This is a genomic window from Imperialibacter sp., from assembly GCF_048007035.1.
In the GTDB taxonomy this organism is placed as follows: domain Bacteria; phylum Bacteroidota; class Bacteroidia; order Cytophagales; family Cyclobacteriaceae; genus Imperialibacter.
The window spans coordinates 3172022-3193882 of sequence record NZ_CP180355.1; the positions used below are offsets into that span (position 1 = coordinate 3172022).

Annotated in this window: 19 protein-coding genes and 1 pseudogene; 10 read left to right on the plus strand and 10 right to left on the minus strand. The window is 46.0% G+C overall.

Going from position 1 to position 21861, the window contains the following annotated elements:
- Positions 1-48 precede the first annotated feature (48 nt).
- The 5 genes and pseudogenes from rplS to ACMVP2_RS13705 form a co-directional block, all read right to left on the minus strand.
- On the minus strand, positions 49-405 hold the full coding sequence (gene rplS / locus ACMVP2_RS13685; protein ID WP_151996269.1) for a 50S ribosomal protein L19: 357 nt from the start codon (positions 403-405) through the stop codon (positions 49-51).
- Between the two features lie 98 nt (positions 406-503).
- Positions 504-1571 carry a LacI family DNA-binding transcriptional regulator gene (locus ACMVP2_RS13690; protein ID WP_339784797.1) on the minus strand — a complete coding sequence of 356 codons (1068 nt, stop codon included), beginning with the start codon at positions 1569-1571 and terminating at the stop codon, positions 504-506.
- 81 nt (positions 1572-1652) lie between these two features.
- Complete coding sequence (trmD, locus tag ACMVP2_RS13695; protein ID WP_339784799.1) at positions 1653-2327, minus strand: tRNA (guanosine(37)-N1)-methyltransferase TrmD; 675 nt, start codon at positions 2325-2327, stop codon at positions 1653-1655.
- 6 nt (positions 2328-2333) lie between these two features.
- A pseudogene (gene rimM, locus ACMVP2_RS13700) lies at positions 2334-2857 on the minus strand (ribosome maturation factor RimM).
- Positions 2858-2862: 5 nt separating this feature from the next.
- The gene (locus ACMVP2_RS13705) at positions 2863-3567 is read right to left on the minus strand and encodes a 30S ribosomal protein S16 (RefSeq protein WP_339784803.1); all 705 of its coding nucleotides are present in this window, start codon (positions 3565-3567) and stop codon (positions 2863-2865) included.
- A gap of 270 nt (positions 3568-3837) precedes the next feature.
- Between ACMVP2_RS13705 and ACMVP2_RS13710 the strand changes: the two genes are divergently transcribed.
- From ACMVP2_RS13710 to ACMVP2_RS13750, 9 genes are all read left to right on the plus strand, one after another.
- Positions 3838-6561 carry a 2-oxoglutarate dehydrogenase E1 component gene (locus tag ACMVP2_RS13710; RefSeq protein WP_339784805.1) on the plus strand — a complete coding sequence of 908 codons (2724 nt, stop codon included), beginning with the start codon at positions 3838-3840 and terminating at the stop codon, positions 6559-6561.
- Positions 6562-6578: 17 nt separating this feature from the next.
- Entirely contained in the window at positions 6579-8099 is a 1521-nt protein-coding gene (gene odhB, locus ACMVP2_RS13715) for a 2-oxoglutarate dehydrogenase complex dihydrolipoyllysine-residue succinyltransferase (protein ID WP_339784807.1), read from the plus strand.
- A gap of 35 nt (positions 8100-8134) precedes the next feature.
- A complete protein-coding gene (lpdA, locus tag ACMVP2_RS13720) occupies positions 8135-9529 on the plus strand; it encodes a dihydrolipoyl dehydrogenase (protein ID WP_416868068.1) in 1395 nt (464 codons plus the stop codon).
- A gap of 217 nt (positions 9530-9746) precedes the next feature.
- A complete protein-coding gene (gene carB / locus ACMVP2_RS13725) occupies positions 9747-12560 on the plus strand; it encodes a carbamoyl-phosphate synthase large subunit (RefSeq protein WP_416868069.1) in 2814 nt (937 codons plus the stop codon).
- A gap of 27 nt (positions 12561-12587) precedes the next feature.
- Positions 12588-12848, plus strand: coding sequence for a DUF4834 family protein (locus ACMVP2_RS13730; RefSeq protein WP_317489455.1), 261 nt, complete (start codon positions 12588-12590; stop codon positions 12846-12848).
- A 133-nt stretch (positions 12849-12981) separates the two neighbouring features.
- Positions 12982-14706 carry a hypothetical protein gene (locus ACMVP2_RS13735; RefSeq protein ID WP_416868070.1) on the plus strand — a complete coding sequence of 575 codons (1725 nt, stop codon included), beginning with the start codon at positions 12982-12984 and terminating at the stop codon, positions 14704-14706.
- A gap of 134 nt (positions 14707-14840) precedes the next feature.
- Positions 14841-15683 (plus strand): acetyl-CoA carboxylase, carboxyltransferase subunit beta, encoded by an 843-nt coding sequence (gene accD, locus ACMVP2_RS13740; RefSeq protein WP_317489457.1) that lies wholly within the window; start codon positions 14841-14843, stop codon positions 15681-15683.
- 151 nt (positions 15684-15834) lie between these two features.
- On the plus strand, positions 15835-17133 hold the full coding sequence (gene nqrF, locus ACMVP2_RS13745) for an NADH:ubiquinone reductase (Na(+)-transporting) subunit F (RefSeq protein WP_317489458.1): 1299 nt from the start codon (positions 15835-15837) through the stop codon (positions 17131-17133).
- Positions 17134-17164: 31 nt separating this feature from the next.
- A complete protein-coding gene (locus tag ACMVP2_RS13750) occupies positions 17165-18367 on the plus strand; it encodes a formimidoylglutamase (protein WP_416868071.1) in 1203 nt (400 codons plus the stop codon).
- Here ACMVP2_RS13750 and ACMVP2_RS13755 read toward each other — a convergent pair.
- From ACMVP2_RS13755 to ACMVP2_RS13765, 3 genes are all read right to left on the minus strand, one after another.
- The gene (locus tag ACMVP2_RS13755) at positions 18364-18549 is read right to left on the minus strand and encodes a PspC domain-containing protein (RefSeq protein WP_339784821.1); all 186 of its coding nucleotides are present in this window, start codon (positions 18547-18549) and stop codon (positions 18364-18366) included. The two genes, ACMVP2_RS13750 and ACMVP2_RS13755, sit on opposite strands and share 4 nt — an antisense overlap.
- 35 nt (positions 18550-18584) lie before the next feature.
- A complete protein-coding gene (locus tag ACMVP2_RS13760; protein ID WP_416868072.1) occupies positions 18585-18965 on the minus strand; it encodes a hypothetical protein in 381 nt (126 codons plus the stop codon).
- 154 nt (positions 18966-19119) lie between these two features.
- Positions 19120-19380, minus strand: a complete 261-nt coding sequence (locus ACMVP2_RS13765; RefSeq protein WP_416868073.1) for a hypothetical protein — start codon at positions 19378-19380, stop codon at positions 19120-19122.
- 164 nt (positions 19381-19544) lie between these two features.
- Here ACMVP2_RS13765 and ACMVP2_RS13770 point away from each other — a divergent pair, with 164 nt between their 5' ends.
- The gene (locus ACMVP2_RS13770; RefSeq protein WP_416868074.1) at positions 19545-20576 is read left to right on the plus strand and encodes an SMP-30/gluconolactonase/LRE family protein; all 1032 of its coding nucleotides are present in this window, start codon (positions 19545-19547) and stop codon (positions 20574-20576) included.
- 11 nt (positions 20577-20587) lie between these two features.
- On the opposite strand, the gene ACMVP2_RS13775 is transcribed toward ACMVP2_RS13770, so the two are convergent.
- Both ACMVP2_RS13775 and upp read right to left on the minus strand, forming a co-directional pair.
- A complete protein-coding gene (locus ACMVP2_RS13775) occupies positions 20588-21055 on the minus strand; it encodes a hypothetical protein (protein ID WP_151996285.1) in 468 nt (155 codons plus the stop codon).
- A 71-nt stretch (positions 21056-21126) separates the two neighbouring features.
- Complete coding sequence (gene upp / locus ACMVP2_RS13780; RefSeq protein WP_339784830.1) at positions 21127-21807, minus strand: uracil phosphoribosyltransferase; 681 nt, start codon at positions 21805-21807, stop codon at positions 21127-21129.
- Positions 21808-21861: the final 54 nt, after the last annotated feature.

A 21861-nucleotide genomic window follows, 5' to 3' on the forward strand; every position in this document is an offset into this window, starting at 1 on the left:
AAAAAAGCCAACCCGAGAGTTGGCTTTTCAGCTATTTTATTTAATCCCTTAGGACATTTTTTCTTTGATCCTTGCGGCTTTTCCTTTTCTACCACGAAGGTAGTAAAGACGGGCTCTGCGAACTGATCCCTGACGAACCAATTCAACTTTCTCAACGCTTGGAGACATGATCGGGAAAATTCTTTCCACACCAATGCCTGAAGATACTTTTCTTACAGTAAAGGTTTCTCCATTCGTGCTGATATTCTTACGTTGGATAACGGTACCCTGAAACTGCTGGATACGCTCTTTGTTACCTTCCGTGATCTTCACGTGTACATTTATAGTATCACCTGCCTTAAATGCGGGCAGTGAATTTCTCTTCTCCTGGTACTCTGCTTCAACTAGTTTTATCAACTCGCTCATGACTGTCTATTTAAGCCGTATTCTGAAACGGACTGCAAATATACGACTATGTTTTTAAACACAAATAATACAATCAAATAAAAATCTTCTTTTGGCAGTTATTGTGCAGCAAGTGCTGGCTTATAGCTGTCAATATTTTCCTTGGTGATAATTTCGAGGGGCAGAAGGGCCTCTTTGGGTGGTGTGGTCTTAAACACCAGATGATTGATAAGGTGACTGATCGACAAGGCAGCTTGCTTGCTTGGGTTTTGATTAATCAGGAAGTTGATATACCCTTCTTTAAGAAACTGAAGGTTCTTTTCCAGTAAATCATAGCCAACAATTCTACAGCCATTTTTGCCGGTCGCTTTCATAAATTCCACCACCTGATAGGCTTTGGAAGTACTTATGTAAACCCCGTGCAACTGGGGATCGCTAAAGAGCTTCCTCAGATCAGTTTCGAAGGAGGCGTTCTCCGGGGCTTCAAGGTTGATGGTGTTTACCTCCACATTCAATCCAGACATCGAAGCTACATATTCCCTGAAGCCTTTTTCCTTGTCCAAAAGGTGGGCAGAATTTGGCAGATCCTCGTGAATATGTAAGATCGCCAGTTTTTTGCCACTGGCCAGTCCGGGGGAAATCAATTCAGCGGCCAGCCGCCCGCTTTGATACAGGTCTTGCCCGATGAATGACAAGGGGTGTGGATGCTCAATATGAGTGTTGAACAATATGTAAGGCACCCCATTTTCATGAAATTTTTGGAAAAAGGGCAGCGCTTCCTTATAGAAAAGTGGCGCAACTACCGCTCCGTCTGGGTTTGAAGCAATGGCCTTTTCAAACGCCAGATTGTAAGATTCTTTATTGTGGAGGTCGTAAAAGTAGTAGTCAATAACAAGCCCTTGCTGCTGCCATTCCTGCTCGCTTTGTTGCAGGCCTTCATGCGACTGCACCCAGAAAGCGTCAAGCCTGGGGTCGGGCAGCACCGCCGCCACCCTGAAGGTTCGGTTGAGACCGAGGCTTCGGGCAATCAGGTTTGGCTTGTAGTCAATTTGGTCAAGGATGGCATGAACTTTCTCAAGCGCCTTATCGGATACTTTGCCTCGCTTATGCAACACCCTGTCCACAGTGCCCACTGACACTCCGGCAAGGCGGGCGATATCTTTGATCCGTATATTTTTGTTTTCCATAAAAAATCGAGACCTCTAAATAATCAAAAAAATAAAAGATTGTCTGTATTAATATGGGATAATGTGTTTACGGGCGAATGTCTACAATAAATTTGGCCTTCGCTCTTTCGTTCGCTGCAGCGACTGCTCGTGTCTCCAGTCGTCGATAAGGGCATCGTTTCCTGACAGCAAAACATCCGGCACTTTCATGCCTTTGTAGTCGGCGGGTCTGCTGTAAACTGGCGGTGCTATCAGGTCATCCTGAAAGGAGTCGGTAAGTGCGGAGGTTTCGTCGTTTAGCACACCCGGTATAAGTCTGATCACTGCGTCGCACACAATGGCGGCGGCCAGTTCTCCACCCGACAGCACAAAATCACCAACACTGATTTCTCTTGTTATCAGGTGCTGACGTACTCTTTCGTCCACTCCTTTATAATGCCCGCAGAGCAAAATCATGTTTCCTTTCATAGCCAGGCCGTTGGCCAGCCTTTGGGTAAGCAGCTCCCCATCAGGACTCATATATATAATGTCGTCGTAGGTTCGTTCGGTTTTGAGGGCCTGGATGCAACGGTCGATGGGCTCTATTTGTAGCACCATGCCAGCTCCTCCGCCGTAAGCGTAGTCGTCAACAGTTTTGTGTTTGTTGACAGCATAATCTCTCAGGTTGTGCACTTTAACTTCCGTCAGGCCCTTGTCGATGGCTCTTTTGAGAATGCTGTGCTCAAAAGGGCTTTTGAGAAGCTCGGGTACACATGAAATAATATCGAATCTTACCATGACTGACTAAGAGTCTAAGTATATATCAAGCAAACCGGGTGGGAGCTGCAGCGTAACCGATTTCGCTTTTAAATCCACAGCTTTAATAATATCATCGCTTATTGGCACAAGCACTTCCTTTCCCTGGCAATCTATGGCTAGTACATCGTGCCCAGGAAAGTTAAGGATGTTTGATATGGTGCCCAATACTTTGCCCTCTTCAACTGCCTTAAGCCCCACAAGGTTGTGGAAGAAATATTGCCCTTCCGAAAGTTCCGGCAGGCTGCTTTCTGGGAGGTAGACCTCCGTGCCGGCAAGCTTTTCAGCCGCATCCAACGACCTCACTTCATCGAAGCGGGCAATGGCCTTTTTTCCGTTGAGTGACCAATGCTCTAAAAAAAAGGAACCAGCTCGTTGTTGATCAACAACAGAACTGATTCCAGATTTTTGTAATGCCCAGGGTCGTCCGAATCGATCCAAACCTGAACATCGCCCTTTGTGCCATGGGTTTTGGTGATTACCCCAAGCTGAAAGCAATCATCCAAATGCATAAGGACTACTCTTCTTTTTTCTCGTCTGCTTCAGGAGCGTCGGCCTTAGGGGCCTCTTCTGCAGGAGCTTCTGCTTTGGGAGCTTCCTCTGCAGCAGGTGCTTCAGCAACCGGAGCCTCTTCAACTGGTGCTTCAGCAGCAGGTGTTTCCTCTACTACCGGTGCTGTTTCAGTTACTTCAGCAGCAGGTGCTTCTTCCGCAACCGCAGCCTCTTCTACTGCAGCTTCTTCGCTGGCTTCGGGCGCAGCAGCAACCTCAGCCTTCTTACGAATAGCTTCAGCTCTTGCCTGGCTCACCTTGGTTTCAGCAGCAAGACGTGATTTTCTTTCGTCTTCTTTCTTCTTAGCCAGAGACTCAACTTTACCAGTCACTTTGGTATCTTGTTGATTCTTCCACTCTTCGAACTTGGCATCAGCCTGTTCTTGTGTAATGGCTCCTTTATTCACACCAATCTGAAGGTGTTTTTTCAAAAGAATGCCTCTGTAAGAAAGCATGGCTCTAACGGTGTCAGAAGGTTGTGCACCTTTCATGACCCAGTCAAATGCCTTTTCATCATTCAAAACAATTGTTGCCGGATTGGTATTTGGATTGTACGTTCCCAATTTCTCGATGAACTTACCATCCCGTGGCGAAGTACTGTTAGCCACAACCACATCAAACATTGCAAGTTTTTTACGTCCTCGACGTGATAACCTGATTTTAACTGCCATTTTTTGTTCGTTTTATTTAATCTCTTCCGGAACCCGTCCGGAAAATTGGATCGCAAAGATAGAGATTTTTTTGCAAAACCTACTCATTCGCAGCAAATTGATAGTGGCTTCAGGAGCGAAAAATGCAGGCAAAGCATATTGCCTGCCAATCGGGTTCAAAAAAAGTGCCCTGGAGTAGAAATAGCATATATATTCGTTAAAACGAATATGCGATTTTAATAGATTTAATGTATTATTTACCTTTACCTGAATATAACGTCACCCAACAACATGGATAAATATTCCTATATCGCTAACGCACACTCGTCCTACATCGATGAACTATACCAAAGTTACAAACAAGATCCTGAGTCAGTAGACATTACCTGGCAGAAATTTTTCGAGGGTTTTGAGTTCTCTCAATCGAAGTATGGCGAAAATGGTCATGCTGTGGCTGCCTCAGGAGGAGTGTCGGACAAGGAGATCGCCGTTAGTAACCTTATTCATGCCTACAGAACACGTGGCCACCTTAAGTCCAAAACCAATCCGGTAAGGGAAAGGAAGGATCGGAAGGCCCTGCTTGACCTAAGCGACTTCGGGTTGTCGGAAGCGGATCTCGATGTTGAATTTCAGTCAGGGGCGGCGATTGGTATTGGGAAAGCGACGTTAAGGAAAATTGTAGAATCTCTTAAGCAGATTTACGAAGGTGCTGTTGGCTTCGAATATATGTATATCAGGGAGCCGGATATTTTAGAGTGGTACAAAAAGAAGGTCGAATTCGACGCTTTGAATTTTAATCCCTCTATTGACGAGAAAAAAAGAATACTCAGGAAGCTGAACGAGGCAGTTGTTTTCGAGAATTTCCTTCATACTAAATATGTTGGGCAGAAGAGGTTCTCTCTCGAAGGCGGCGAAACAACAATAGCAGCACTTGACGCCATTATTAATAAAGGTGCTGAGCTGGGCGTACAGGAAGTGATGATTGGCATGGCTCACCGGGGTAGACTGAACGTGCTGGCCAATATCATGGGGAAAACCTATGAGCAGATATTCAATGAGTTTGAAGGTAATGCAGCCACCGACCAGACAATGGGCGATGGTGATGTGAAATATCATATGGGCTACTCCAGCCAGATAGTAACTCCTTCGGGCAACACAGTGGATCTCAGGTTGGCGCCCAATCCATCTCACCTCGAGGCAGTTGATCCGTTAGTGGAAGGGTTTCTGAGAGCAAAGGTCGACAGGGAATTCAAAAACGATGCGACCAAAGTGCTTCCTATCCTTATTCATGGAGATGCGGCGGTGGCCGGCCAGGGCATAGTGTACGAAGTGGTTCAAATGAGTAAGCTGGATGGTTATACCACAGGTGGTACAATTCACTTTGTTATCAATAACCAGGTAGGCTTTACGACAGACTTTGACGACGCCAGGTCCAGTATCTACTGTACGGATGTGGCTAAAGTGATTGACTCGCCAGTACTTCACGTAAATGGTGACCAGCCCGAGGCAGTTATTTTTTGTGTTAACCTGGCTGTGGAGTTCAGACAGAAATTCCAGAGAGACGTGTTTATTGACATGGTGTGCTACCGTCGGCACGGGCACAACGAAAGTGATGAGCCGAAATTCACCCAGCCATCACTTTACAATATCATATCGAAGCACCCGAACCCAAGGGAAGTATATAACAAGCATTTGATAGAAAGAGGCGATGTAGATGCGCAGCTGGCTGACAAAATGGATTCGGAGTTCAGAGACCTTTTGCAGGACAGGCTCAACATGGTGAAGCAAAAGCCACTCCCTTATCAGTACTCCCCGATGGAAAAAGAATGGCAGGAATTGAGGATTTCAAAACCTGATGATTTTGAAAATCCGCCTAAAACTTCTGTTGATCAGAAAGTAATCGATAAAGTAGGCAAGGCCCTCACAACTATTCCAAAGGGCTTCAAGCCACTGAAGCAGATTGACAAAGTGCTGAAGCAACGCACCGAGATGATTTTCGAAGAGAAGTCGGTCAACTGGGCAACTGCTGAACTACTGGCTTATGGGTCGCTGCTTCTTGAGAAAAAGATTGTCAGAATGACTGGCCAGGATGTGCAAAGGGGCACTTTTTCTCACAGGCACTCCGTGTTGCGTGACAGTGTCACTAATAAGCCCCACAATAGTTTGGATCACATTGAGGAAGGTCAGGAAAAGTTCAGAATTTTCAACTCATTGCTTTCAGAGTTTGGTGTGCTGGGCTTTGAGTTTGGTTATGCCATGGCCAATCCAAATGCGCTGGTTATTTGGGAGGCTCAGTTTGGTGACTTTGCTAACGGCGCCCAGGTAATGACCGACCAGTTCATCGTGCCGTCGTATACCAAGTGGCAGCGAATGAATGGCCTTGTGTTGTTATTGCCTCATGGCTACGAGGGGCAGGGGCCTGAGCATTCCAATGCCCGCCCGGAAAGATTCCTCCAGATGTGTTCAGGAAACAACATGTTCTTCTGTAACCTGACTACACCTGCTAACTTCTTCCATATGCTCCGCCGTCAGCTGGTGATGCCGTTCCGCATGCCAGCCGTGCTAATGTCTCCAAAGTCTTTGTTCCGTCATCCGCTAGTGATGTCGCCCATAAGCGACTTGACCGATGGTAGTTTCCAGGAAGTGATTGGCGACACGGAAGTAAAGCCGAAGGATGTGAAAAAGCTTATCCTGTGCACTGGCAAGATTTATTTTGACTTACTGGATGAACGCCAGAAAAGTAATAGAAAAGACGTTGCGCTTGTTCGTGTGGAGCAGCTTCATCCTTTCCCGAGAAAGAAAATCCTCGCTGAAATCAATAAATACAAAGGAGCCAAACTCGTGTGGGCCCAGGAGGAACCCGAGAATATGGGTGCCTGGACCTTCTTGCTAAGGATGTTCCCTGAAGTGAGAATGGAATTGGTTTCAAGAAAAGCAGCAGCCTCTCCTGCCACTGGCTACTACAAACTGCACAACAAAGAGCAGGAAGAGATTGTACAAAAAGCATTTGCATAATTAAACCCTAATAAATAATGAGCCTTGAAGTTAAAATCCCTGCAGTAGGGGAATCAATAACCGAAGTAACCATTGCCAAGTGGTTAAAGAATGATGGTGACATTGTGGAGAGGGACGAACTTCTGTGTGAGCTGGAATCTGACAAAGCCACTTTCGAGCTAAACGCTGAGTCAGCCGGAAAAATAAAGATTTTGGTCAAAGAGGGAGAAACTGTTGAGATTGGTGCTGTTATATGCAGTATCGACACCGACAGCGCAGCTCCTGCGAAAGAAGAGAAAAAAGAAGAAAAGTCAGCGCCGGCTAAAGAGGCGACATCGACTGGCGAGACAATCGAAATGCATGTCCCCACGGTTGGCGAGTCCATCAATGAGGTGACCATATCTTCGTGGGTCAAAAAGGATGGCGAAATTGTGCAGCTGGATGAAGTAATCGCTGAAATTGAATCTGACAAAGCCACTTTTGAACTGACTGCCGAGGCTACAGGCAAGCTTCAGGTGATTGCTAAGGAGGGTGAGACACTTGAGATAGGTGCTTTAATATGCAAAATTGAAGTAATGGAAGGTGCAGTTGCTAAAGAGGAGGCCAAAAGTCCTGCTCCGGCTGCTGCTCCTGCAACATCAAGCAGTTCATCTTATGCAGCTGGGCATGCCTCTCCGGCAGCAGCAAAGCTTATGGCCGAGAAAGGACTTTCTGCTTCTGATGTGAAAGCAACCGGAGTCGACGGGCGCATCACCAAGGAGGACGCTATGAAAGCGGAAAAATCGGCTGCTCCAAAAGCTGATGCTGGCAAGCCAGCGGCTCCATCTTATGCCGCACCTCAAATCGGTGGCGGTGTTTCAAGGGGACAGCGCAGAGAGAAGATGACTTCTCTTCGGAAGACTATTTCCAGAAGACTGGTTTCTGTGAAAAATGAAACAGCGATGCTCACCACCTTTAATGAGGTGAACATGGCGCCTGTGATGGAGTTGAGAAAAAAATACAAAGACAGCTTCAAAGAGAAATATGAAGTTGGTTTGGGCTTTATGTCATTCTTTACCAAGGCAGTTACCATGGCACTGAAAGAGTGGCCTGCGGTAAATGCACAGATCGACGGGGAGGAAATTGTTTATAACGACTACGCCGACATTTCGATAGCCGTATCCACGCCAAAAGGGCTTGTTGTGCCTGTGATAAGAAATGCAGAAGCGCTTAGCTTCGATCAAATAGAAAAGGAAATAGTGAGACTGGCGTTGAAAGCCAGAGACGGAAAGTTGAGCATTGACGAAATGCAGGGTGGCACGTTTACTCTAACTAATGGAGGTATTTTCGGCTCCATGCTTTCTACACCTATTATAAATGCTCCCCAGGCAGCTATTCTGGGTATGCACAATATAGTTGAAAGGGCGGTTGTGGAAAATGGTCAGGTAGTGGTCAGGCCAATCATGTACGTGGCCCTCTCTTACGATCACCGCATCATTGATGGTCGTGAGTCTGTCAGCTTCCTTGTACGTGTGAAGCAATTGCTGGAGGATCCTAGCAGACTTCTTCTGGGAGTGTAAAACCCATTCACTATTTTTTATTTAAAACAAACAACATGGATTATCAGGTAACAGTAATTGGTTCAGGACCCGGCGGATACGTAGCAGCCATCAGGTGTGCACAGCTGGGCTTAAAAACTGCGATTATTGAGAAATATGATAGCCTGGGAGGCACCTGTCTCAACGTCGGTTGCATCCCCTCAAAGGCGCTCCTTGATTCAAGCGAGCACTTCCACAATGCGGCACACACATTTAAGGAGCATGGGATTGACATTCCCCAGCCGAAAGTGAATTTAAAGCAAATGATTGCCAGGAAAACGGACGTGGTGAAACAAAACACCGACGGCATCAACTTTCTGATGAAGAAGAACAAGATCGATGTTTTTCATGGCATGGGTTCGTTTATAGACAAGAACACCATTAAAATTTCCGGAAAAGAGGAAAAGAAGATTACGACTGAGAAAGTAATCATTGCTACCGGGTCTAAGCCCGCCAGCCTTCCTTTTATCAAGATCGATAAAAAAAGAGTCATTACCAGCACTGAAGCACTTGAATTGACCGAAGTGCCCAAGCACATGATTGTGATAGGTGGTGGCGTCATAGGTATGGAACTAGGCTCGGTTTACGCAAGGCTTGGGGCCAAGGTATCTGTGGTAGAATTTCTCGACAGCATTATTCCCACCATGGATTCGACTATGGGTAAGGAGCTGCAGAAATCGCTAAAGGGACTTGGCATGGACTTTTACCTGTCCCACAAAGTAACGGCAGTAGAGGCCAAGGGCAAGGAAGTGACTGTGACTGCAGAAACTCCGAAAGGAGAGAAGATAGACCTGAAAGGAGATTATTGCCTGGTGTCGATTGGCAGAAAGGCTTACACTGAAGGGCTTGGTCTGGAGAAGGCCGGCGTAAAAGTAACTGACAGAGGACTGGTTGAAGTGGACGATCATCTGCGCACAAACGTGGACAATATTTGGGCAATCGGCGATGTGATCAAAGGTGCCATGCTTGCGCACAAAGCCGAGGAGGAAGGTGTGTTTGTAGCTGAAACCATAATGGGGCAAAAACCTCACATTAATTACAACCTGATCCCCGGTGTTGTATACACCTGGCCGGAAGTAGCTGCTGTTGGTTACACCGAAGAGCAACTCAAAGATCAGAAGAAGGAATATAAAGTCGGCAAGTTTCCGTTCAAGGCGCTGGGCAGAGCAAGGGCTTCGGGAGATACGGATGGACTAGTAAAAGTATTGGCCGACAAGCAAACTGACGAGATACTGGGCATCCATATTATTGGTGCCAGAGCGGCCGATATGATTGCTGCTGGCGTCACAGCCATGGAATTCAGGGCCTCTGCTGAGGATGTGTCACGCATGTCGCATGCACACCCCACTTACATGGAGGCTGTGAAAGAAGCGTGTTTGGCAGCAACGGACAGCCGACCAATTCACATGTAAAAAACGATTGGTTGGAATCAAAAGCCGCCCTGGCAGGGTGGCTTTTTTATTGTTTCATAACCGATAGATGAGAATCTGTCGGCGAACAGGGCTCGGTTCTCAGCCATCTTGATTTTTCTTGCCCATCTTTCCGAAATCTCTTTTGATAATCGGGCGGTGGCATATAACTTTGCCTGGATTTGTGAATTGCTAACCTTCCTTTCAATACATTCTAAAGATGCCTAAAGACCCCAGTATCAAATCAATTCTAATCATTGGAAGCGGCCCAATTGTCATCGGACAAGCCTGTGAATTCGACTATGCCGGTTCACAAGCATCAAGGTCGCTTCGTGAAGAAGGAATAGAAGTAATACTGATAAATTCGAACCCAGCCACGATCATGACCGACAAGGTCACCGCTGATCATGTGTACCTTTTGCCGCTGGAGAAGAAATACATCAAACAGATTCTTGAAAAGCACAAAATTGACGCCGTATTGCCTACGATGGGCGGACAGACAGCCCTTAACCTCGCTATCGACTGCGACAAAGCCGGGCTTTGGGAAAAATATGGCGTCAGGATCATCGGGGTAGACATTGCAGCCATCGAGACCACCGAGGATCGGGAGAAATTCCGGTTGAAGATGCACGAGCTAAAGGTAAACGTGTGTAAAGGGGCAACAGCTACGTCATTCCTTCAGGGAAAGGAAATAGCACAGGAAATAGGCTTCCCCTTGGTTATCCGCCCGTCTTACACACTTGGTGGATCTGGAGGGGGGTTTGTTGAAAAGCCGGAAGAGTTTGATCAGGCATTGAACAACGGCCTACACGCTTCACCCATTCACGAAGTGCTGGTGGAGCAAAGTATCCTTGGCTGGAAAGAATACGAGGTGGAGTTACTTCGGGACAATATTGGGAACGTAATCATCATTTGTTCCATTGAGAATTTTGACCCCATGGGTGTGCATACTGGCGATTCGATCACAGTGGCACCGGCTATGACCTTGCCCGACACCATATACCAGCATATGCGTGACCTGGCCATCAGAATGATGAATGGCATTGGTATGTTTGCCGGAGGATGCAACGTGCAGTTTGCAGTTAACCCCGAAGACGACATGATCGTCGGCATCGAGATCAACCCAAGGGTATCTCGTTCTTCGGCCCTTGCTTCAAAGGCAACCGGTTATCCGATTGCCAAAATAGCGGCTAAGCTAGCTATTGGCTATAACCTTGATGAACTACAAAACCAAATTACGGGCAGCACTTCGGCATTTTTCGAGCCGGCACTCGACTATGTAATCGTAAAGATTCCACGCTGGAACTTTGATAAGTTTAAGGGAGCTGACCGTCGCCTTGGCCTTCAGATGAAGTCGGTGGGCGAAGTAATGGGCATCGGCCGCAACTTTCAGGAAGCCCTTCAAAAGGCTTGCCAGTCGCTTGAAATAAAAAGAAACGGCCTGGGTGCCGATGGCAAGGAAGTCACTAATCAGGAGCAAATCCTGGAGAGCCTCCGCCATCCCAGCTGGAACAGGCTTTTCCATGTATATGATGCCATTAAGCTGGGCATTCCGCTGAAGACCATTCATAAGCTCAGCAAAATTGATATGTGGTTCCTCGACCAGATTGAGGAACTTTTGAAACTGGAGAATGAGATCGAATCGTTTACAATAGAAACCATTCCAGCGGAAATTCTTCGGATAGCAAAAACCAAAGGTTACGCCGACAGGCAAATCGCCCATCTTTTGGGCTGCCTGGAAAGCGAAGTGCACACCAAGCGTCATGCATTGGGAATAAAGCGGGTATATAAACTGGTCGACACTTGTGCTGCGGAGTTTGAAGCGAAAACGCCTTATTACTACAGCACTTTTGATGATGAGAACGAGTCGGTAAGAAGCGACAGGAAGAAAGTTGTCATTCTGGGATCAGGGCCCAACCGAATTGGTCAGGGAATTGAGTTTGATTACTCTTGCGTGCATGGTGTGCTGGCTGCTAAGGAATGCGGCTACGAAACCATCATGATTAATTGCAATCCGGAAACGGTTTCTACCGACTTTGATATTGCCGATAAGCTGTACTTTGAGCCAGTTTTCTGGGAGCACATCTACGACATCATTTTGCATGAGCAGCCTGAGGGCGTTATTGTGCAGCTAGGCGGGCAGACAGCACTTAAGCTGGCTGAAAAGCTCGAAAGATATGGCATCAAGATTATCGGCACAGACTATAAATCTCTTGACCTTGCTGAGGACAGAGGTAGCTTTTCTTCCCTGCTAAAAGAGAACAACATTCCATATCCTGAGTTTGGCGTTATAGAAGACGCCGACCAGGCCATTGAATTGTCGAAGGAGCTTGGGTTTCCTCTGCTGGTGCGACCCTCCTACGTTTTGGGAGGACAGAGCATGAAAATTGTGATCAACGAGCAGGAGCTGGAGTCGCATGTAATTGATTTACTAAAAGATATTCCGGGTAACAAAGTGCTTCTCGACCACTTCCTGGACGGAGCAATTGAAGCCGAGGCTGATGCCATCTGCGATGGTGAAGATGTATACATCATAGGGATCATGCAGCACATCGAACCGGCTGGCATTCACTCTGGCGATTCCTACGCCGTGCTTCCTCCTTACAACCTGGGCGACTTTATTATTCGCCAGATAGAGCAGCACACCAAAACCATCGCTTTGGCACTGAAAACGGTTGGTCTGATCAACATTCAGTTTGCAATAAAAGACGACCAGGTGTATATTATTGAGGCAAACCCGAGGGCATCACGTACTGTGCCTTTTATATGCAAGGCCTACGATGAGCCTTATGTAAACTATGCCACAAAGGTGATGTTGGGGGAGAAGAAAGTGAAGGATTTCAAATTTTCACCTAAAAAGCAAGGGTATGCGATCAAGGTTCCTGTGTTTTCATTCAACAAGTTTCCAAATGTGAACAAGGAGCTTGGACCTGAAATGAAGTCGACGGGTGAGGCGATTTATTTTATTGACGATCTGATGGATGACTACTTCTTAAAAATTTATTCAGAACGAAATCTTTATTTGAGTCGTTAAACAGTAGGACTTAAAAATTTAAAGCAGATGTTTAAATTCATTCTCATACTCCTCATTTTCTTTTACGTCTTCTATAAAGTAGGCGGCTTTATCATGAGAGCACTTTATTTTGGATCGGGCAGGCAGTACCAACAGCGGCAGCAGCAACAGTACAGGAGCAGAACAACGACGAACGCCCGCCACGAGGAAATTAGGGTGGATTACATACCCGAAGACGAAGTAAAAAAAAGGAAATCCTCATCAGGAAAAAAAGGTGGAGAGTATGTTGACTATGAGGAAGTAAAATAACCCACGAACAATATTTTGATTTTATAGTGAAAAGCGCTTCAATTGAGGCGCTTTTGTTTTTTTGAGGGAGGAATAGGGTTTCGGCGGCCTTACTGCTTGGAAATAGTATTATTTTTATGATAATTTAGCTTATATGAATAAGAAGATACTCTACTACTTGCTTGCAGCTTCTTTTTTTGTTTTAGTCGCAGCACCCTTAATTGCCCAGGAACAGGAAGCAGAAGACCCATTTGCTGACTATTCGTACCTGTGGGAGAACACAAAAAAGAAGAAAAAGAAAAAAGATAAGAAGGCTGGCAAGGTCGATCAGCTACCGGCAGTCGTTGATACGCTGGTTGCCGAGCCGGCATCCATAGCCGACACAGTCACGCTGCCAACGCAACCTCTTGACTCAATAACACCTGTTACTACTTACCAAGCCGACACAATTCCAGCAACGGACAGCCTGCAGGCGCCCATTGAAAAAGAAATACTTGATAGTGAGCCAGAAGAAGAGACAAAGGAGCCGAAAGAAGAACGAGAAAAAAGAGACATAGCACCGGTTCCTGAAGATTTCAGGGCTGGGCCGCCCGACAGTGAATCCGGAGGTTCTTTCACCGGAGGCGTGACCTACACCAAGATTGGAGATGAGAATTTTGTAGGCTTGGTACTCGCTCCGGAATTCAAAATTTGGAAAATAGGCCTCGGCCTCAATGTGCCCGTACTGTACGGGCTCGAGAGCCAGGCAATACGAACAGAGATTTTCAAAGGTGGTGTTGGTGCGGCAAGGTTGATCAGGTACATCAGGTACGGTTCACAAAAGAGAGACCCGGTTTATGTCCGTGTTGGTGAGCTAAACAATACCATGATCGGTTTTGGAGGGTTGATTAACAACTACACTAACACAACCAGCTACGAAAAGCGGAAGCTTGGGCTTCACTACGACCTGAATTTTAAAGGTCTGTTTGGGCTTGAAGGGATGTACAGCGATTTTGACCCCGCCTCGCTCAATTTGCTGGCTGTGCGCCCTTATGTGCGCCCAATGGCATGGACGATTATACCGATTGTGAGGACGCTGGAGATAGGAGCCACTATCATTAAGGACAAAGACCAGACCAAGCGGCCAACCAGCGACAGCACTTTTGTGGTGAATCAATTTACCGCTGAAGGTGTGGGTGCTTTTGGCCTGGATGCAGGTATCAATTTGCTGAGGATTCCTTTTATTCAGATTGACGCATTCTTCAACTATTCGAAACTAAACGCCGGAACCACTGCCCTAGCCGATTCGATAGCCACAATATATGCCGCACAGGGCGATACAAAAGAATTTACCGACGGACATGGAATCAGTGGTGGGATCAATTTTCGTTTCAATTTCATCGCCGACCTTCTCAGCACTGACATGAGAATTGAGCGTCTTACCTATACTGATAATTATTTGCCTCAGTTTTTTGACGCCTCCTATGAACTGAACAAGGATGCCCGGTTGCTTTCGCTAGCCAATGCTGGGAAAATGAGTGGCATATATGGTAGCCTCACAGGGCACATATTGCAGAAAGTGCAACTTGGCGGCAGCATTTTGTTGCCCGACGACGTTTCCGAAACAGCACCTGCCGTGGTGAGGCTAAATGCTGATGTGGACAGGCTTGGCGACAAGGTGTCGATTCATGGAAGCTATGTGAAAGGCAATCTGTCCACCCTGAAAGACGCATTTAAGCTCGACGAAAGATCCCTGGCCAAGGTTCGCTTCATTTATCACCTCAATAGGTTTTTGGCGGCTGGCGTTGACTATTACTGGGCCTTTGCACCAACAGCTGACGGCTCCTACAAGGCTACCCAGTATATCTCGCCCTATTTTGGGGTGAGCATTAAGTTTTAGGGGCTAAGGGGCTGTCGCAAATTTGCATCAGCAATGGCAGGTTATCATTGTGAGCGGGAACTTAGCATCTGCTTAATTCGTCGTTACTTTTAAAGAATATCTAATATCTTTGCAGTCCAACAATTGGAAACAGTATGGCGTGGTTTAAGAGACAGGACAAGGGAATATTAACACCGACAGACGAGAAGAGAGAGGCACCTGACGGACTATGGTACAAGACGCCAAGTGGTAATATCATTCATATCAGGGAGCTGAAAAACAACGCTTACGTTTGCCCTGACGACGACTTTCACGTGCGTATTGGCTCAAAAGAGTATTTTGAAATACTTTTTGATAACAATAAGTTTCAGGAGCTCGATGCCAACATGAAGTCGGCTGATCCTCTCAAGTTCACTGACTCGGCCCCTTACCCAAAGCGCATTGAGGCCTCCATTAAGAAGACTGGGTTGAATGATGCTGTAAGATCGGCAGTTGGCAAAATGAACGGCTCCGAAATAGTGATTGCCTGTATGGATTTCACCTTTATTGGCGGCTCAATGGGTTCAGTGGTCGGGGAGAAAATCGCCCGGGCAATTGATCATAGCCTTAAGCATAAGATTCCCTTTCTTATGATTTCCAAATCTGGTGGTGCCAGAATGATGGAAGCGGGCTTTTCCCTGATGCAGATGGCAAAGACCTCAGCCAAACTTGCACTTTTATCAGAAGCTAAAATACCCTATATATCATTATTGACAGACCCGACCACCGGTGGGGTAACAGCGTCGTTTGCTATGTTGGGCGACTTCAATATAGCTGAGCCGGGTGCTTTGATCGGCTTTGCCGGCCCAAGGGTTATCCGTGAAACCATTGGAAAAGACCTTCCCAAAGGCTTTCAAAGTGCTGAATTTGTGCTTGATCACGGTTTTCTGGACTTTATAGTCGACAGAAGGAATCTGAAGACAAAACTTACCAATCTGTTGAAGCTTCTCAATAATTAATTTCTAAAAGCTGATAACTAAAACGGGCACAGAAGGTTAAACCATGGCACTTGCTAATAATATTCAAATTTTCAGTGTTTGGTTAATGGAAAACCCGTGTTATAGATATATTTGTGTCTGTTAAGTAAGAACCAAAAATCTTTCATAGTCAATGACATCTATTGTTCTAACTTCTATTGTAGCCTTTACCGTCATCATTCTTTTGTTGGTGGTAATTCTTCTGGTGGCTCAGGCCAAGCTGGTTCAGCAAGGCGACGTAAAGATCATTGTTAACGGGGACGAGAAGAATCCTCTGATAGCGGCAGCAGGCACAAGCCTTCTGTCAACGTTGTCTGGCCAAAAAATATTTCTTCCATCCGCTTGTGGTGGAGGCGGCACTTGCGCCATGTGTAAGTGCAAAGTACTGGAAGGTGGAGGCGACGTCCTTCCTACAGAAGTTGGCCATTTGAGCAGAAGCGAGCAGAAAGAGCACGTTAGACTTGGATGCCAGGTGAAAGTGAAGCAAGACATGAGAATAGAGATACCTGAAGAAATCTTCGGTATCAAGAAATGGGAAGCGACTGTTGTTAGAAACTACAACGTGGCCTCATTTATTAAAGAATTTGTTGTTGAAATACCTGAAGATATGGACTACCAGGCCGGTGGTTATATTCAGATTGAGGTTCCAAAATGTACAGTTGATTTCAAGGACATGGATATTACTGCCCACCCTAAGGAGCATGATGATCCAATGAAATTTCAGAAGGAGTGGGACAAATTTGGTCTATGGGATTTGAAAATGGTCAACCCTGAACCAGCCGAAAGAGCCTACTCTATGGCGTCTTACCCTGCTGAGGGTAGAGAAATCATGCTAAACGTGAGGATCGCTACACCTCCATGGGACAGAGCAAATAATGGCTGGATGAAAGTTAATCCTGGCTTAGCTTCTTCGTACATCTTTTCAAGAAAGCCAGGCGACAAGGTAACAATTTCAGGCCCTTACGGAGAGTTCTTCATTAACCCTTCTGACGCAGAAATGCTGTACGTGGGTGGAGGAGCTGGCATGGCGCCAATGAGATCACATCTTTATCAGCTTTTCAAAACTTTGAAAACTGGCAGAACCGTTACTTTCTGGTATGGTGGCCGGTCGAAAAGAGAGCTATTTTACCTTGATCATTTTTATCAACTGGAAAAGGCTTTTTCTAACTTCAAATTCTTTGTAGTGCTTTCCGAGCCCTTGCCAGAAGACAACTGGAAAGTGAAGAAGGATGTAAACGACAAAGAAGGAGACGGATTCCTGGGCTTTGTGCACCAGGCGGTAATTGACCAATATCTCAGCAAGCACGAGTCTCCTGAAGAAATAGAGCTTTACTTCTGCGGACCTCCTATGATGAACTCAGCAGTTCAAAAAATGGGAGAGGATTTTGGTATCCCGGATGAAAATATTCGATTTGATGACTTCGGAGGATAATCTCTGAATCAAGACACTGTAAAAGGGAAAAATGAAAATTTTTCCCTTTTTTTATGATTCAATCTCAAGCGAGCAAATGGACTTCAAGCTTTTTTTCGATCCGGTTTCTTCAGATGTCACCAAAGCATTGCCGAAGTCTGCATTTCTAAAGAGCATCAGGATATTCTCCAACAAGATGCCCGACCTAAAAAACACTGACATAGCAATTGTTGGGATCAAGGAGCACAGAGGCGAAAACAGCGGTGAAGGCATTGAGCAATCGGCTGATGCCATTCGGAAAAAGCTGTATGGGCTGAGCAAAGGGCTTGGCAAAAACAACATCGTCGATCTCGGCAATTTGCGAAACGGGCCGACCGCCGAAGACACTGTTCTAAGACTGAAAGAGGTGGTGCAATCGCTGCTGGAAAAGGATATTCTGCCAATTATTATCGGAGGCTCACACGATATCGACTATGGCCAGTACATGGCATATGAGGCCTTCGACAAGATGATCTCAGTGCTTGGCGTAGATAGTTCATTTGACCTGGAGGATGACAAAAAGGCTGCAGAGGCTGATCGCAGGCTGCATAGAATTCTTGTTCATCAGCCCAATTACCTTTTTAACTATACTCACCTGGCTTTTCAAACATATCTGGTCGACCAGCAGGCGTTGAACATCGTTGAGAAATTTTATTTCGAATCAGTAAGACTGGGCGTATTGAGAGAGAGTATTGACGAAATGGAGCCGTCTATCCGGCAGGCTGATATGCTGAGCTTCGACATGTCGGCACTGAGCTCTATTTATGCACCAGGCGGTCAACATGCACAGGTTTTCGGCCTTACTGGTGAGGAGGCTTGCCAGATTTGCTGGTATGCGGGCAACAGCGAGAAGCTAAGTTCGGCTGGCTTCTACGGTTACAATCCGCTGAAAGATGATATTCGTAGCTCAACCGCCATGGTAACCGCCACGATGATCTGGTACTTTATAGAGGGATATTATCACAGGAAAGACGACAGGCACTTTAGGGAGAAAGACTACACCAAGTACGTGGTGTCGATGAACAACCAGCCCTCCACCATTACATTTTTTAAGAGTCAGTCGTCCGAAAAGTGGTGGATGGAAGTACCTTATCCGGGCGGGAAAGCCAAGTACAGCCGAAATAGCATTGTGCCGTGCAGTTACAAAGACTATGAAACGGCTACCAAAGGTGAAATTCCGGAAAGGTGGATGACCACCCACGCCAAGCTGAATTAACTTTCTGGCACCACTATCCACATAATAATGTAAACAAGTATGCCTGGAAAGGCGGCGCTGACCAGAGACAGCACAACATAGCCAAGACGAACCATAGTGGGATCCCACCCAAAGTAGTTGGCAATTCCTGCGCAAACACCGCCCAGCATTTTATCTCTTGATCTTGTTAGTCTTTGAGTCATGTTAAATAAGGTTTATGGAATATAGGCGAAGGCAATTATTTATCCAATTGATAAATGGTTGTATTGTCGCTCGAAAACATAAGATCACATACTTTCAGCAATCTACTGAGGTGCTCCTTTTCGTAGTCAGAAATTGACGTCAGATTGGCAGATAAAATAAGGTCAAGGTTCCTGTCATAAATAATCACTTCAGGCGTAGTTTCAACGTCAAGAAAATCCGAGCCCACAACTATGACGTTGGAGCTTACTGTCTTCGGATCAATAGCAAACTCACCCATTGCATTGGGCCGAGCGTGCAAAGTGAAGAAGCCTACGAGAAGGGCTACGGCTATCCCCAGAATGATAACAATGTTTTTAAAAGCAGGCAGAGAGACGACTTTGAATATGACTCCCTTTATTTGAGTTTTCGACCGCATGCCAAAAAGCTTGCAATTCGAATGCCAAACAATATAACTAATTGATAACCAAAATATTAAATAATAAATAAAAGATAAGGGGTGTAACAAAAACGGACACTTTTAGCCCGGTGATTGTTCACCTTTGTTCGGACTGCCTTTCCCTTTTTAGCGTTTATTTGTCGACAATAATCTTCTTTACCTTTTGAAATTCTGTAGAAGCATCGATCATTTTAGTCCAGTGGACTTTGGTTCCGCTTGCTTCCGACTGGTAATAGAGCCCATCTTCTTCCTGGATCAATATGCTTATGCCAAGATCATACCTCAGAGATTCCACTTTGTCGCCAACCGCAAGGGGCTGCTGCTCCAGATCAACCAATTCAAGCTTTTTCTCTTTCTTGGGGGCGTCTTTTTTTCTTTTAAATATGCCAAACATTCTCGGAGTAATTAATGCGGGAGAAAAATAGAGCAAACGCTGACGAAAGCGAAAAGTTTTTTTACGAATGCGAATATTTACGTTTTACACTCACTTCCCAATGAAAATATTCGGAAATTAACTACCCAAACATTGTTGAACCTATTTTTAACACACCTACTTGTATGAAGCCTATTTATTATAGCGTGGCCATTGCCATATTGATGAGCGGCTGCGGGCCGCAGAAACCTCAGACCGAAGAAACTGGCAATGAAGAAGCATCGAAGCCACAGGTAGTGGATCGACTGGACCCTGCTATTGACAAACTAATTGATAAAGACGCAAAACTCGAAATACTGGGAGAGGGTTACACCTGGGCAGAGGGTCCTGTGTGGGTGCCCTCGCAGCAAATGGTGCTTTTTACTGACGTGCCTAACAATGTGGCTTACAAATGGAAGGAAGGTGAGGGTGTTAGCGTATTCCTGAAGCCTTCGGGCTACACTGCTGAGGCAGGAAAAGAGGAAAGGGAGCCTGGAGCCAACGGCCTTATTCTGGACGAACAGGGCAGGCTATTGCTGTGCCAGCACGGCGATAGAAGGGTGGCCAGGATGGATGCGCCCTTGGATGCGCCTGCCTCCAAATTTGTTACGTTGGTTGATAGGTTCGAGGGCAAGCGTTTGAATAGCCCCAATGACCTCATTTTGAGCAGTTGGGGGGATATTTACTTTACCGATCCCCCGTATGGTCTTACCGGCCTGGACGCCAGCCCTATCAAAGAGATTCCCTTCAACGGCGTTTACCGGCTAAAGAAAAGTGGAGAGATCGAACTTGTGACGGATAAAATGTCCAAGCCCAACGGCATAGCCTTGTCGCCCAACGAGAAAACATTGTATGTAGCCAACTCAGACCCTGAAAGGTCAATTTGGATGTCTTTTCCAGTGAATGAAGATGGCTCTGTTGGGGAAGGGAAGGTCTTCTTTGATGCTACTGAATTGACGAAAGTAACACCCGGAAATCCCGATGGGATGAAGGTAGATTCCAAAGGAAACATTTTTGCCACTGGCCCGGGTGGAGTAGTTGTTTTAAGTCCGTCCGGAAAGCACCTGGGCACAATAATCACGGGAGCGCCAACAGCCAATATTGCTTTTGCAGGTGACGACAAGGTGGTTTTTATTACTTCCGAAAGTCGATTGCTAAGGATGAAGTTAAGGGACTAAACCCCTATTGGTTAGTAAAGCCAAAGAATGAGGTCTTTGGCATATTTTACGAAAAGGGTGAGAATAATGCCCCAAAAAATGGCACTCACCCACATCGGGCCAATGATCTGCTCCTTTTTCACACCGAGCGTATTGAGTATCAGTGCACCGCCTATCGGTGTGATGAATAACGGGGAAAAGAAGGACACTCCGTAGACACCATATTTTTTCCAGAGTGTCACGAAAAGCCGTTTCTTCTTTGTGAATTTTTTTTCGTTGGGCTTTGGTTTGAAAAAGCGGCTGGTGAGGAACCTCACCTGCTCGCCAAAGTAGGTGACCAGGTAAACCATGGTCATCATGCCGGCTACTGAAAGCCCGAAGGTGACAAAAATATTTAGCCCTGAAGAAATACCAATAGTGGGGCCTACAATGAACTTAAACATGCTAAGAACATAAACGCCCAGGTATTTCAGGAGTTCGGCTACGAAATTGATCTGCATATATACAGGGTGAAAGCAATATTAAAAAGTTGGAGTTATCACTTTCCAAATCAACACCAATCGTCAACGAATCATTCTTTGGTACCGAAAGATAAGTCGCCGGCATCGCCAAGGCCTGGCACGATATAGGCCATTTCATTTAAATGGCTATCTTTTGCCCAGGTCCATATGCTTCCCGGATGGTCAATTGATTCCTCCAGATAGCTGATACCTTCAGGAGCGCTTATCACCGACATGATATGAACGGCTTTCGGGTGGCCATATTTCAGGCACTGGTTGAAAGCCTTCACTAGCGATTTTCCGGTAGCCAGCATCGGATCAATTAATACGAGTTGTTTGTTGTCAAGGTTGGGTAAAGCAGAATAATTAAGTGTTATCATTAAATCTTTTGCAGAACCCTCTTCCCTGTAGGCGCCAATAAAGCCGGATTCTGCCTTGTCGAAAATGTTAAGAAACCCCTGATAGAAGGGAATACCTGCTCTTAGCACCGTTACCATTACCAAGTCGTTAACTGGCACTTCTGCTTGCGAAGTCCCCAGAGGAGTAGCTACCTCACATTTTTTTGCCAGCAGCGTTTTCGAAAACTCGTAGGCCATCAGCTCGCCCAGCCTCTCCAAATTGGCACGGAAACGAAGCCTGTCCGTCTGTACCGACGTGTCCCTCAATTCACATAAAAACTGGTTGGCGATTGAGGTTTGCTGATTTAAAATGTGAATCTTCATGGCGATGCTTTTGAGATGTTTCAATTTCATAAATTTAACCGCCATTAAAAAGCATCCGACGACCATGGGGGTGATTCTCCAGGG

What these genes read in the sequence shown, in the direction of transcription:
- rplS (WP_151996269.1), bottom strand. Translation starts at nt 405, where the DNA reads ATGAGCGAGTTGATAAAACTAGTTGAAGCAGAGTACCAGGAGAAGAGA.
- ACMVP2_RS13690 (WP_339784797.1), bottom strand. Translation starts at nt 1,571, where the DNA reads ATGGAAAACAAAAATATACGGATCAAAGATATCGCCCGCCTTGCCGGA.
- trmD (WP_339784799.1), bottom strand. Translation starts at nt 2,327, where the DNA reads ATGGTAAGATTCGATATTATTTCATGTGTACCCGAGCTTCTCAAAAGC.
- ACMVP2_RS13705 (WP_339784803.1), bottom strand. Translation starts at nt 3,567, where the DNA reads ATGGCAGTTAAAATCAGGTTATCACGTCGAGGACGTAAAAAACTTGCA.
- ACMVP2_RS13710 (WP_339784805.1), top strand. Translation starts at nt 3,838, where the DNA reads ATGGATAAATATTCCTATATCGCTAACGCACACTCGTCCTACATCGAT.
- odhB (WP_339784807.1), top strand. Translation starts at nt 6,579, where the DNA reads ATGAGCCTTGAAGTTAAAATCCCTGCAGTAGGGGAATCAATAACCGAA.
- lpdA (WP_416868068.1), top strand. Translation starts at nt 8,135, where the DNA reads ATGGATTATCAGGTAACAGTAATTGGTTCAGGACCCGGCGGATACGTA.
- carB (WP_416868069.1), top strand. Translation starts at nt 9,747, where the DNA reads ATGCCTAAAGACCCCAGTATCAAATCAATTCTAATCATTGGAAGCGGC.
- ACMVP2_RS13730 (WP_317489455.1), top strand. Translation starts at nt 12,588, where the DNA reads ATGTTTAAATTCATTCTCATACTCCTCATTTTCTTTTACGTCTTCTAT.
- ACMVP2_RS13735 (WP_416868070.1), top strand. Translation starts at nt 12,982, where the DNA reads ATGAATAAGAAGATACTCTACTACTTGCTTGCAGCTTCTTTTTTTGTT.
- accD (WP_317489457.1), top strand. Translation starts at nt 14,841, where the DNA reads ATGGCGTGGTTTAAGAGACAGGACAAGGGAATATTAACACCGACAGAC.
- nqrF (WP_317489458.1), top strand. Translation starts at nt 15,835, where the DNA reads ATGACATCTATTGTTCTAACTTCTATTGTAGCCTTTACCGTCATCATT.
- ACMVP2_RS13750 (WP_416868071.1), top strand. Translation starts at nt 17,165, where the DNA reads ATGAAAATTTTTCCCTTTTTTTATGATTCAATCTCAAGCGAGCAAATG.
- ACMVP2_RS13755 (WP_339784821.1), bottom strand. Translation starts at nt 18,549, where the DNA reads ATGACTCAAAGACTAACAAGATCAAGAGATAAAATGCTGGGCGGTGTT.
- ACMVP2_RS13760 (WP_416868072.1), bottom strand. Translation starts at nt 18,965, where the DNA reads ATGCGGTCGAAAACTCAAATAAAGGGAGTCATATTCAAAGTCGTCTCT.
- ACMVP2_RS13765 (WP_416868073.1), bottom strand. Translation starts at nt 19,380, where the DNA reads ATGTTTGGCATATTTAAAAGAAAAAAAGACGCCCCCAAGAAAGAGAAA.
- ACMVP2_RS13770 (WP_416868074.1), top strand. Translation starts at nt 19,545, where the DNA reads ATGAAGCCTATTTATTATAGCGTGGCCATTGCCATATTGATGAGCGGC.
- ACMVP2_RS13775 (WP_151996285.1), bottom strand. Translation starts at nt 21,055, where the DNA reads ATGCAGATCAATTTCGTAGCCGAACTCCTGAAATACCTGGGCGTTTAT.
- upp (WP_339784830.1), bottom strand. Translation starts at nt 21,807, where the DNA reads ATGAAATTGAAACATCTCAAAAGCATCGCCATGAAGATTCACATTTTA.